The sequence below is a fragment of the Paenibacillus sp. J22R98 genome (assembly GCF_059383835.1).
In genome coordinates this window covers 302,433-314,496 of sequence record NZ_JBXENW010000002.1, presented here as the reverse complement: position 1 = coordinate 314,496, position 12,064 = coordinate 302,433, and the positions used below count along the sequence as shown (strand labels likewise).

9 protein-coding genes are annotated in these 12,064 nt (G+C 52.3%); 1 reads left to right on the top strand and 8 read right to left on the bottom strand.

Features of this window, described 5'->3' with window-relative positions:
• Positions 1-26 precede the first annotated feature (26 nt).
• The 3 genes from AC50Y3_RS07065 to AC50Y3_RS07055 all read right to left on the bottom strand — a co-directional run bounded on the left by AC50Y3_RS07065 (position 27) and on the right by AC50Y3_RS07055 (position 2,687).
• Positions 27-791, bottom strand: a complete 765-nt coding sequence (locus AC50Y3_RS07065) for a DUF2087 domain-containing protein (RefSeq protein WP_494818067.1) — start codon at positions 789-791, stop codon at positions 27-29.
• 161 nt (positions 792-952) lie between these two features.
• Positions 953-1,138, bottom strand: coding sequence for a ribosome rescue factor BrfA (gene brfA, locus AC50Y3_RS07060; protein WP_494818066.1), 186 nt, complete (start codon positions 1,136-1,138; stop codon positions 953-955).
• Positions 1,139-1,463: 325 nt separating this feature from the next.
• Positions 1,464-2,687: an MFS transporter gene (locus AC50Y3_RS07055; RefSeq protein ID WP_494818065.1), complete on the bottom strand. Its 1,224-nt coding sequence runs from the start codon at positions 2,685-2,687 to the stop codon at positions 1,464-1,466.
• Between the two features lie 236 nt (positions 2,688-2,923).
• Here AC50Y3_RS07055 and AC50Y3_RS07050 point away from each other — a divergent pair, with 236 nt between their 5' ends.
• Positions 2,924-3,967 (top strand): efflux RND transporter periplasmic adaptor subunit, encoded by a 1,044-nt coding sequence (locus AC50Y3_RS07050; protein ID WP_494818064.1) that lies wholly within the window; start codon positions 2,924-2,926, stop codon positions 3,965-3,967.
• Between the two features lie 69 nt (positions 3,968-4,036).
• Here AC50Y3_RS07050 and lacZ read toward each other — a convergent pair whose 3' ends face one another.
• The 5 genes from lacZ to AC50Y3_RS07025 all read right to left on the bottom strand — a co-directional run bounded on the left by lacZ (position 4,037) and on the right by AC50Y3_RS07025 (position 11,301).
• Positions 4,037-7,156, bottom strand: a complete 3,120-nt coding sequence (lacZ, locus tag AC50Y3_RS07045; RefSeq protein ID WP_494818063.1) for a beta-galactosidase, LacZ type — start codon at positions 7,154-7,156, stop codon at positions 4,037-4,039.
• A 153-nt stretch (positions 7,157-7,309) separates the two neighbouring features.
• A complete protein-coding gene (locus AC50Y3_RS07040) occupies positions 7,310-8,482 on the bottom strand; it encodes an ABC transporter permease (RefSeq protein ID WP_494818062.1) in 1,173 nt (390 codons plus the stop codon).
• Positions 8,448-9,179 (bottom strand): ABC transporter ATP-binding protein, encoded by a 732-nt coding sequence (locus AC50Y3_RS07035; protein ID WP_494818061.1) that lies wholly within the window; start codon positions 9,177-9,179, stop codon positions 8,448-8,450. The genes AC50Y3_RS07040 and AC50Y3_RS07035 overlap by 35 nt, the downstream gene beginning before the upstream one ends.
• Positions 9,179-10,606, bottom strand: coding sequence for an efflux RND transporter periplasmic adaptor subunit (locus AC50Y3_RS07030; protein WP_494818060.1), 1,428 nt, complete (start codon positions 10,604-10,606; stop codon positions 9,179-9,181). Before AC50Y3_RS07030 ends, AC50Y3_RS07035 begins: the two co-directional genes overlap by 1 nt.
• Positions 10,603-11,301: a hypothetical protein gene (locus AC50Y3_RS07025; protein ID WP_494818059.1), complete on the bottom strand. Its 699-nt coding sequence runs from the start codon at positions 11,299-11,301 to the stop codon at positions 10,603-10,605. Before AC50Y3_RS07025 ends, AC50Y3_RS07030 begins: the two co-directional genes overlap by 4 nt.
• Between the last annotated feature and the right edge of the window lie 763 nt (positions 11,302-12,064).

Genomic DNA, 12,064 nt, shown 5'->3' with positions numbered 1-12,064 from the left:
CATTCCCATTCATGCTATAAGCCGGCTTACGCGTTAAGCCAATATACGCTTCCGTCACTCTCGCGGTCTAGAAAACCATAATCGACCAAGTACCTTCTTAACGTCACATAATCTTCCTCCATGAACCGCTTGAGCAGCTCATTGACTTCAACTTCCTTATACTTGCGGCCTTTCTTGAAGCTCGTTGCAATGTGTCTAAGCAGCGCTACCTTCCGTTTCTCCTTACGCGGCAGACCCGTAAGCGGCCCGGCTAGCCCTTGCGGCAAATATTTGTTTAACAGCGCTTTGTACTCATCATGCGTGATCGCGAAACGCTCATCAACAAGAGGTGCGGTACGGTGCACCGGCACAAACTTAGCGCCTTGCGCCAGACCGCCGTCCATCAACTCCATGATGGCTAGGAAGAGCTTTGCCTGCTTCGCTTTCTCTTTCAGCGCAAAACGGTGATTTCGGATTGTCGACGCACTGCCGCTGCCGGTCTGCTTCACAATATCTGCATCGGACGAGCCCGATGCGAACGCGCTGATGAGTTGTTTCTGTAAATCGGTTAGACCGGTTGCCTTCTTATCTAGTTCCAGAAGATAGTGAAGCATGGATCCATGTGCGCTGGCGAGATGCTTGGCAACCGCCTTATGTGCTTCCATCAGGCGATTATCAATGGAATAGATGATGCCCTCTTCAAATTGTTCCCCGCAAACTAAGCAGTAATAGCTATCTGATTCCCCATGATATACATAACCTTGCTTCAGCTCGGAGAGCGATGCGGTATAAAAGGATTCCGAAATATCCATAACAAACAACTCCATCATTCGTTTGATAATTACCTAGATAATATATCATTTTGTTTAGTTTATTTCAATAAACGTTTGTATGGTAACAAGATGAAGCGGTTGTCTCAGTCCTGGTGGCGAGTGAAGTTCCGATATAAAAAAGAATGACGATGATCCAATCTTTAAGCTGCTGCAGCGAGCTTAAAGCCTCGATCATCGTCATTCTTCGGATACGCATATTTCCGTTTGTCCGGCTTCACCTTCGTCACCGGCTTCACACCGTTCCAACTTCCTCTTTGCATTCTCAGGTCCATTCCGCCTTGCTGCAGCTTCTTCTCCCGCTGCTTACGCGCCGTACTCTTCGCCATGCGTTATGCACGCTCCTCATCTAAGTTTGGGACTGCCGCCGCTGTTATAGCCACCGGAAGCTCTTCTCTAGCTTATACGATTCATGCACTTCGTTTCAAGGGGCGGATGTATGGATTGCAGGCAGCACGCTAACGAACTGTAGGGGAATTATTTCAGCAAAAATGTGCGGTTTGAATTTCTAACGAACCCTTCAGGTCTTATTGGGTGCCAAAAGGTTCTGTTTCGCTCCATTTCATCGCAATAGCGCGTTCGTTAATGGCTATTATCAATCGAATAAGGCCCCTTGGGTTCGTAAGCGCGAAAAGCTGCCGAACTTGCGGTTACCTACGCCGCCTCGCGCCGATCGGGCGGCAGCAAGATCGCAAGTAAGCCGATCATCGGGAGTACGCTGGAATAGTTCATCACATTGGTCAGCCCCCAAGCTTCAGCGGCATGCCCCAGAATGATGGCGCCGAGCGCTCCCATTCCGAATGCGAATCCTGTAATGAGCCCTGACGCCATTCCGACGTTGTTCGGAACGAGCTCCTGCGCGTAAACGACGCTGACCGAGAAACCGGACAGCAGGATGAAGCCAAGCACGAAGCTCACCGGATACACCCATCCGATAGACACATGCGGTAGAAGCAGCGCGAACGGTGAAGCACCGCCGATCGAGAATATAATCATCCGCTTGCGGCCGATCTTATCCGCCAGTACGCCGCCGAAGAAGGTGCCAAGCACACCGGCAGCCATAAAGATGAAGATCGGCACTTGAGCTGCTTTAACCGATAGTCCGTATTTCTCTACGGCAAAGAAGTTATAGAAGTTCGAGATGCCGCTGACATACCACGATCGCGAGAATACGAGCAGTATCAATATCGTCATGGCGAAAATGATGACGCCGCGGCTCCTCCCTGCCGCACCATTCTGAGCTGCCGCTCTAGCTGATTTCTTAACCGGCTTCCCATGCTGATCCAGTTGCCCTTTGTACCAGGGGACGACACGCAATAGAATTGCTATAGCCGCAGCAGCCAGCAGTGTTCCCCAGATTGCGCCGGGCTGTCCGAGCGGCAAGAAGATAAAGATCGTCATCAGCGGAGCCAGCGAGCTCCCCGCATTGCCGCCAACTTGATAGATGGATTGCGCCAAGCCTCGGCGTCCACCAGCCGCAAAATAGACGACACGCGAGCCTTCCGGGTGGAATACCGCTGAGCCCAAGCCGATAAACACAACCGCTCCTATTACGGAAAGGAAATTCGGCGCATAAGCAAGACCGGCCATCCCGAGCAGGCTAAGTCCCATTCCAATCGGCAGCATCCATGGCATCGGCCGCTTGTCCGAGAAATAGCCCACCACAGGCTGCATGACGGATGAAGTCATATTCAGCGTAAAGGCAATCCAGCCCATTTGCCCATAGCTTAGATGAAGTGATTTTTCAAAGACAGGAAACAGTGCGGATACGACAGCCTGCATCGTATCATTCAATAAATGCACAGCACTGATTGCAAACAAGATAATGTACAGCGTACCGGTTTGCAAAACAGCTGTGCGTGATGAAGCCGTAGCCAAACTTGCCAACCACCTTTCTCAAAAACAACCTGATCACGATGCGATAAGTTGAATCTTAGTCTACCTGCAAACCTTAGCATAATCGCTATGGAGTGACAATTATCCATTCTTAAGCAAAATTCCCAACTAATATTTGGAAATGTAATCGTTGACATCGCTATACTGGGCCGTTATTCTTTTTATAGTAGTGACGCTTGTCCTTCCAATAAGTGCCCATTATGAGGGGAGATTATCTCGTGCCGAAGTTTCGTATTCATCGTACTTCCATTTCGTTGCTGCGCATGTCACTCATAGGATCGCTAGCCGCTCTAATGCTTAGCAGCTGCTCCTTGCTGCCTGCTGAAGAAGAGTCGCTTCAGCCTCCTATTCTAAGCAAGAAAGAAGAAATTCATGAAACAGAAGCCGTTAAACGCGGCAATATGGAATTATACTTATCCTCAACTGCAACCGCTTCCTCCGATACCAACCAATCCGTCTCGTTTCCGGAATCCGGTGCGCGCTTGAAGAAGCTGTACGTGCAGCCCGGGGACACCGTGAAGGCCGGCGCACCGATTGCCGAGCTCGATACCGGTGATTTGCCGCTCCAAATTAAGCTGCAGGAGCTAACCGTCGAACAGCGTATACTTAGTTACTCCGATGCCGTAAAGAGCGGCGATAAGGAAGTAGAACGTCTCGCTCACATCGACCTGGAGAAAGAACAGCTTCAACTGGATGCCCTGCGCAAGCAGTACCAGAAGTCGCTCCTTGTCTCTCCGGCTGACGGATTAATTACGTACTTGAACGAGATTAAGCCCGGTGAAACCGTAGAAGCGCTGCAAACGATGGCGATTATCTCCAACCCGAATAAAGTTAACTTCATCTACGAGGCAACAGACGCTTCCAAGATCGCCGCCGTGAAGAATGGCATTGAGGTGGACGTTACCGTCGATAAGAAGACCTACAAGGGGACCGTTATTCAAACGCCGGCAACTGCACCTAAGAGCGATGTCGATGCCATTAAACGGCGCAATGCCAGAGCGCTCATCATCTCGCTTGATGCACCGAAGCCGCAGATTGAGATCGGTAAGCTCGCTGACATTAAGCTGTTTATCGAGAAACGAAGCAATGTCCTCATTATTCCGCGCGGCAGCTTAAACAGCATGTTTGGACGCAATTACGTGAAGATCATCGAGAATGATCGGATTAAAGAAGTTGACGTTGACGTCGGCCTTAAGACAAGTGCCGAAGTTGAAATTAAGAAAGGGATCGACGAAGGTCAGAAGGTCATCGTCGATAACTAATAACAGAAGCGTCCCGTGCGCTTGGTGTATGAACTTCATACACCATGCAGCACGGGACGTTTTTTTTACTTATTTGCCTTGCAGCGTGAAGGTGAACGCATAAGTCTTGTTCGCTTGCAGCAAATATTGCGGATGCGGCAGCGCGCCCCAGCTGTCATCCCCGCCTACGCCCATTTGCTTATAGTTGATCCGTACAACCGTTTTATCGCTGGCAGGCAGCTTATAAACATGGTCATGCGCCTCAAGCTCAAACGGTGTATAAGGCAGCACGTTCAGTTCAAATGACGGTGCACCCGTAATATGGAGCGCCGCTCCGGAACCATTGCCAATAGTGGCATGGCGTACGCCCATCTTGTTTCCGCACTCTTGCGGACGCAGATACGGAACGAGTTGCTCAGCAGGTTTACCTTGGTACAACCCAAGCTTCGCACTGCCTTGGCGATCCCAATACGATTCATGCGGCCCTTTGCCATACCACTCCAGGTTCTCGAAGGAACCCTCCATGACGAGCATCATGCCGATTTCCGGAATTTCCGGCAATCCTTCTCCCGGTGCCAGCTGTTGCAGCACTTGGATCGCACCATTGCCCATTACCGTGTACGTAATGGAGCAAACCGATTCCACGGTTGTCGGCAGCAGGTAGTCCGCGTGCACGATTGCCCGGTCAGCCAGCGCTTCCCACCGGAGAGCGCGCAGTACGCGTTCTTCGCCGGCACTCCGCCAGGTTGCGCAGCGTTCGTGGTGTTTGTTGCCGCGATCATTGTCGGTGTACGCGCGCCAGAAATTAGGCGCAACCGCGCTCTTCAGCAGCTCTGTTCCACCAACCTTGTAGGACACGAGACTGCCGGTTGTTTTATCGAAGCCGGCTGAGAAACCTGTTCCTTGCACAGCCAGCAAATCAGCAAGCTCGGTCACTTCCACAGCAGCGCCGCTCTCCACGCGCACAGCGCCTACAAGCGCTGGCGTAGAAGCAGCAAGGACGAATTGTTCGAACGCGACTTCATGTCCGGCAGGAGCCCATTCTGCAGCCTCTGTCGTGACGAAGCTGATGGTCAATACCGCTTCCCCTGCTTGTTCCTCGCGAGCCGGCAGCGGAAGTGTAATTTCTTGAGCTTCACCCGGTGCCACAGAAACGGTCAGGCTGCCCTCAGCCGACAGCACGCCATCAAGCGCGATCGACCAATGCAGCTTATAAGCATCCAAATTCGTAAACAAGTTCTTATTGTGAATCCGGTATAGACCTTGTTTGCCGTCCACTTCGGTAATCCCGATATTCTGATAGCATTTCTTGACTTCCAGCAGTTTAGGCGAGATGGAACGATCCGCGAAAATCAGCCCGTTTCCGCAGAAGTTGCCGTCATGCGGCTGTTCTCCGAAGTCGCCGCCATAGGCCATATAGGAGACACCGTCTTCGCCGGTTGTCCAGATCGCTTGGTCTACCCAATCCCAAATAAATCCGCCCTGCAGCACCGGATACTTGTCGAACAGCTCCGTGTAAATATGCAATCCGCCGCAGGAGTTGCCCATGGCATGACTATATTCGCACAAGATATATGGTTTCTTCGGACGGTGATCGTGAGCATACTCGGCCAGCTTATGCGGCTTCGCGTACATGAAGCTCTCGATATCCGTCGCGGCAGCCGATTCTCTCCACATCGTGACGCCTTCATAATGAACGAGACGCGACGGATCTGCTTCGCGAAGGAAATCATGCATTTTGACAAAGTTATCGCCGCCAAAAGATTCGTTTCCGAGCGACCAAATGATGATGGACGGATGGTTCTTATCCCGCTGCATCATCGAGTTAGCCCGATCCAGCACGTTCGCAGTCCAAGCCGGGTTACTTGCCGGCACGTTATGCGGCAGCAGCTCCATTTGATCGTATGCCCAGCTGCCGTGCGTTTCAAGATTCGTCTCGTCGATAACGTACAAACCATACTGGTTGCACAGTTCATACCAGAGCGGATGGTTCGGGTAATGCGAAGTCCGAACGGAGTTGATATTATGAGATTTCATCAATTTTACGTCTGTAATCATATCCTCCAGCCCGAGCGCACGGCCGGTATGACAGGAGAATTCATGACGGTTGGTTCCTTTAAACACAATGCGCTGTCCGTTGATGAGCATGAGCCCATTCTTGATTTCGAACTTACGGAAGCCCGTTTGCGTACTGATCGTCTCCAACTGCTTCTGCTCAGCATCCCTTAAGCTAATGACAAGCGTATAGAGGTTCGGCTGTTCTGCGCTCCATTTTAGCGGATTGGCTACTTGCACGGAGGCTTCGATCTCAACTTCCGCCTCGCTGCTGCCAAGCGTTGTAGTTACAACTATAGGCTGTGCCAGAACCGGCTGGTGCTTGCTGTCGTACAGCTGCGCTTCAACCGTTACCGTCCCGAGATCGGCTTCCCAGTAGTTCATAATGGTTGCTTTCAGTTTAAGCTCGGCATCGCGGTACGCATCGTCAAGCTCCGTCGTTACGAAGAAGTCGTAGATATGCGCTTTCGGCGCCGTATACAAATACACGTCGCGGAAAATGCCGCTCATCCGCCAGAAATCCTGATCCTCCAGCCAGCTTGCATCACACCAGCGGTACACTTCCACGGCAAGCTTATTGTCACCCGCACGCAGATATGGAGTCAGATCAAACTCGGCAGGCGTAAATGTATCCTCGCTGTAACCGACCAACTCACCGTTCACCCAGACGTAGAAAGCGGATTCTACCCCTTGGAAGCTGATAAATACAGGCTGGCCTTGCCATTCGTCAGGCACTGTAAAACTGCGCACATAGGAACCAACCGGATTGTATTTTGTCGGTGCAAAAGGAGGCTTCAGGTCCGGCTCCGATACTTCCCACGGATAACGGATATTCGTATATTGCGGGTAATCGTAGCCTTGCAGCTGCCAATGGCCCGGTACGGCGATTTCGTCCCAGCTGCTTGCATCGTAATGATCCTCATAGAAATTGGCAATTCGTTTGGACGGTGTTTCGGCAAAAGCGAATTTCCACTTCCCGTTCAGCGATAAGCTGCTGCGGGATGCGTTGCGGTCGCCTTTGAGCGCTTCTTCTATAGAATCGAAGGGCATTAAAGTCGCATGCGCCTTCATTCGGTTCAATTCAAAAATCTCTGGGTTATTGTTCCATTCCGGATAACCGTTCGCCGGCGGTGTATAAGTGAATTTCGATTTCAACGCGAGCACCTCTTTCTAGTAGTAGACATCCATAAGGCTACTTTATCGGAGTTGAATCCCTATCGTAAATATAATAAATAGGACAGCTGGGATATAAAAAAGAGGAGAGTAAACGAGAAGGCCTCCCCCTCGCTTACGTACTCCTCTAAAGAGCTATTCAAATCGCAAGGCCTCGATAGGCCGCAAATTGGATGCTTTGTTCGCCGGGAACAGGCCGAACACAACACCGATGAAAACCGAGAATCCGAATGCCAAGCCGATAATCGGCAGTGACAAGACGACCGTCATGCTCATCGTCTTGGATAACAGCTGCGCGGCCCCGACGCCGATGCCGACGCCGAGCAAACCGCCCAGACCGCTTAAGGCGATGGCCTCAATCAGAAACTGGGTTAGAATATCCCGCTTCTTCGCGCCAATCGCTTTGCGAATTCCGATCTCCCGCGTCCGTTCGGTGACGGACACGAGCATAATGTTCATGATGCCGATACCTCCAACGAGCAGGGAAATCGCCGCAACGCCGCCAAGTGCCAGCGACAACGTATCCGAGATGCTGCTGAAGGAATCCAGCAGATCCTGCTGGTTGAAGACGCGGAAGCTGTCCGTATCGCCGCGGAACTTCTTCGTGAGCGCCGTCTCAAGCTCTGTTACGACGGCATCCATTTTGTCGGCATCCGCCACTTGGACGTTGATTGTTTTGACCCCTTTGGATTTAAACAATCGCTCCGCCGTCGTGATCGGAATGACCACCACTTCATCGTTAGAGCCGGTCAGCGAGCTTCCCTTAGAAGCCAGCACGCCAACCACTTTGTACCTGACCCCGTTTATCAGAAACGTTTGCCCGACCGCGTTTGATGTGCCGAACAGATCCGTCGCCGTCGTCGATCCGAGCACCGCAATCTTCTGATAGTAATCGAGGTCGATTTGCGCTACGAACCGCCCTGCCGCTACATTATATTCCTTCACGTCAAGGTAGTCTTCCGTCGTCCCTACTACGCTGACTGACGTACTCTCGCTTCCGTTCTTCACGGTCGCGTTCGATTGATTGATTGGAGCGGCGAAAGCGATGTCGTCCTTCGCCGTAATTTCTTCCGCTTCCTTATAGTCCACGGTCGTCTTGGAGCCGCGCCCCGTAATATTGACGGTGAGCAGATTCGTGCCCAAGCTCTGCACCTGATCGGTGACCTGCTTCGTTGTCCCTTGGCCGACACCGACCAAAGCAATGACGGCCGCTACCCCGATAATGATGCCCAGCATCGTGAGCAGCGATCTCATTTTGTTGGAAAGGATGCTTTTAGCCGCCATTTTGAAGGCTTGACTGACGTTCACGTCTCTCACCGCCTTCTTCACTGATTTGACCATCTTGTATACGTACAACCCGCCGCGCTTGCTGCGAAATCGCCGTATCATGCGTGATGAGGACAATGGTATGCCCTTGCTTGTTCAATTCCTTCATTAGCCCCATAACCTCAATCCCGGTGCGCGTATCGAGTGCTCCGGTCGGCTCATCGGCGAGCAGTATCGGCGGATTACCCGCTAAAGCTCTTGCGATGGCTACGCGCTGCTGTTGTCCGCCGGACAGCTCGCTGGGCTTATGCTTGACGCGCTCTTCCAGCCCAACCTTGGTGAGCGCTTCAATGGCCTGCTCCTTGCGCTGCTTGGCAGGGACACCTCGGTAGATGAGCGGAAGCTCAACATTTTCAAGGGCAGACAGCTTATTGAGCAAATTGAAGCCTTGAAAAATAAATCCAATCTTGCTGTTGCGGATCTCAGCGAGCCGGTTCTCCCGAAGTCGGCTCACTTCCTCGCCATCCAGCCAATATTTGCCATCGGTCGGCGCGTCCAGACAGCCGATGACATTCATCAGCGTCGACTTGCCGGAACCCGACGGACCGATAATGGCGATAAAATCACCGTAATCGACCTTCAGCGAAATATCGCTAAGTGCGTGGACGGTTTCCCCGCCCATTTTATACAATTTGGATAGGTTCTCGATATGAATGAGTGCTTCGCGTTTGGCTTCCATTAGCGTGTTCCTCCGCCGCCGGTGCCTCCACCGCCTCCACCTTGAGTACCTCCGGTACGTTGTGTTGCACCGGTACGTTGGAATCCGCCGCCGCCGCCGAAGCCGCCTGCTCCGCCAAATCCGCCGAAGCCGCCAGCTGCGCCTGCGAAGCCGGCTTGTGCTCCGGATGTAGGAGATGAAGCCACAATCGTCGGCACTACAACCTTGTCGCCTTCCTTAAGTCCTGACAGAATCTCAATGAAGTCTTCATTATGAATGCCGACCTGAATCATTGTCGGAATGCCATTGCCGAAGCGGCTGCTTGCACCGTTTCTGGCGCCTGCACGACCTGCGAATTGACCGCCGCCTGAGCCGGTTTGGCCAGTGAATTGTCCTCTGCCTTGACCTTGTTGGCCTTGGCCTCTGGATTGGCCTTGGCTTTGCGTTTGCTGATCGCCGGATCCCGCTTTATCGGTCGTTGCATCTGTTTTGCTGCCGCCTGTTGTGTTTTGTCCTCCTGCAGCATTGGCACCTGCCGTTTGCGTGCCCGCTGGGAGCATAACCATGTAGCGTTTGCCTAACGATTGAACCGCATCAATCGGAAGCATGAGCGTATTTTCTTTCTTCTCGATCTCGATGCTCGCTTCCGCGGACATACCGCTCTTGAGATTTTGCGCTTTATCTAAGGCCACTGTAACATCGAATGATGCTACTCCGTTGCTCGCTGTACCTTCGTCCGCGATTTTGACAACTTTGCCTGTGAAGGTCTGATCAGCCAAGGCTTCCACGGAGATCGTTGCACGCTGGCCTTCTTTAACCTTGGCAATATCGAGCTCGTCGATGCCAACGACCATTTGCAATGAGGCATAGTTTGCGATTGTCAGAATTTCAGTGGACGGATTCAAGGAGTCCCCTGCGACAATCGATAACGTTGTAACTGTGCCATCGATTGGCGCCGTAACCGTGCTTCCTTCTTCGCTTTCTTCCAAGTCGGCAATCGATGTTCTGGATTGCTCGATCGCGAGCTGTTGTTTCTTCAAGCTTAGTTTAATGTTGGAAATGTCGCCTTCCTCCGTCGCTGTTTTCAGCTTGGACTGCGTATCCTCCAAGTCTAGCAGCTTGCTTTCGAGGTTGAGCTTTTCCGATTTGATTTTGTCGGAGTTGTCCACGCCTTCGATCGTCAGCAATACATCGCCCTTCTTGACGATGTCGCCTTCTTTCACGTTTACCTTCTCAACAGTACCTTGCTCGGTTGCTTTAACCGTTTGTTTGTCGAGCGGGGCCAAGCTGCCGGTTCCACTTACATGTACCTCAATCGTGCCTTTTACCACCTGGGTTGTAGATTGTACCTGTGCCAGCGGCTCCTTCTTGTCTCCCATTCTCATATAAACCACAACCGCGGCCGCAACTAGCAGCACACCGATTCCGAGCAGCCACCATTTTCTCATTGCCCGTTTCCTGCCTTTCCTAGGGATCCCGGATTGAACCGGAGCGAAATATATTGCGCCGTCTTGTTGTCGGAGGCCAACCATACGGTGAGGATGTCGCCCTCTTTCAAATCCGTGGTTTGGAGCGTTTTCGTGCTCATTCCGTCCTGACCGCGGCTAATCGTCTCGATTTCCGTGTCGGCGTCAACCCCCACGGTTGTCTGCGCATCTTCAAACTTCATCTGATCCATGAAGCCGGCGCCTCCGCCGAATCTGCCACCCTGGCGCTTGCCGCCTTCGCTGCCTTGTGGGGCGTTTGCAGCTGCGCCATCAGCTGATGGCGCGTCGCCTTGCGGGGCGGTGCCGTTGCCAGCTTGGGAAGCATCGCCCTCTGGAGCGGCGCCGTTGCCGGCTTTGCCCTGTCCGTCCCGATTCGGACGCCCGCCACCGCCTCCACCGAATCCGCCTCCGCGCGGCATATCCGCCGGATTTAACGTTGACTTCTGCACAATAATCGCATCGCCGGACACCTTCACCACTTTAGCCAAAAAGTCCGCTGTCCGATCCGGCTGATTCAAACCGGCGCCTTTAAAACCGCCAACAGCCGCTTGTCCGTTATTAGTCGGCTGCTGCTCGTCGTTTTGCGCGCCGCATCCCGTCAGCATCGCCGTCAGCAGCATCGCCGCGGCCATTAATTTCAAACTGGAACGATCCATAAGGTTAGGATTCCACCTCTCTATTTGTTCTCCGCTATTCACAATAGCACGCATAAATGAAGTCCATATGAAGAGAGGTGAACGGGTGGCGAGGACGATGAGTAATCGCTTGGTGGGAGATGAGAGTGAGAGTCGGGCTTCCCGACTCTCGCGCTCCGGCGCGGACAGAATTTGGTTAGTTTGGAGGCTGAGAGTCGGATTTTCCTACTCTCAGCTTCTTTTTCTTGCGGTTTTGCCGTTGAGAGTCGGATTTCCCGACTCTCAACCTCCGGCGCGGACAGGATTCGGTTAATTTAGTCGCTGAGAGTCTTATTTTGAGACTCTCAGCTTGTGTTTCAAGCGTTTTTGCTGCTGAGAGTTCAATATTCGAACTCTCAGCCCCCGGCATGCACGGAATTTGATTAGTTTGATCGCTGAGAGTCTTATTTTGAGACTCTCGGCTTCTGTTTCAAGCGTTTATGATATTGAGAGTTCGGTTTTTGAACTCTCAATATCGGGCATACACGGCTTAGTTTAGTTTGGTCGTCGAGAGTTGGGTTTCCCGACTCTCGTACAAAGTGGAATCGAGCGAATCCGGCGGGATTGAGGGACTGTTAGCGGCATATCCGCTTTCGAGCTTAAAAACGGGTTAGTTTGATCGCAATAAGCGGTATATCCGCTGTTGCTCAGAAAACCACGCGACGCTGGAGTGAATTTGGCGGGTATGCGCTACTTTAAGCGGCATATCCGCTTTCGAGCATAAATCATGCTGGTTGTTCGCAAT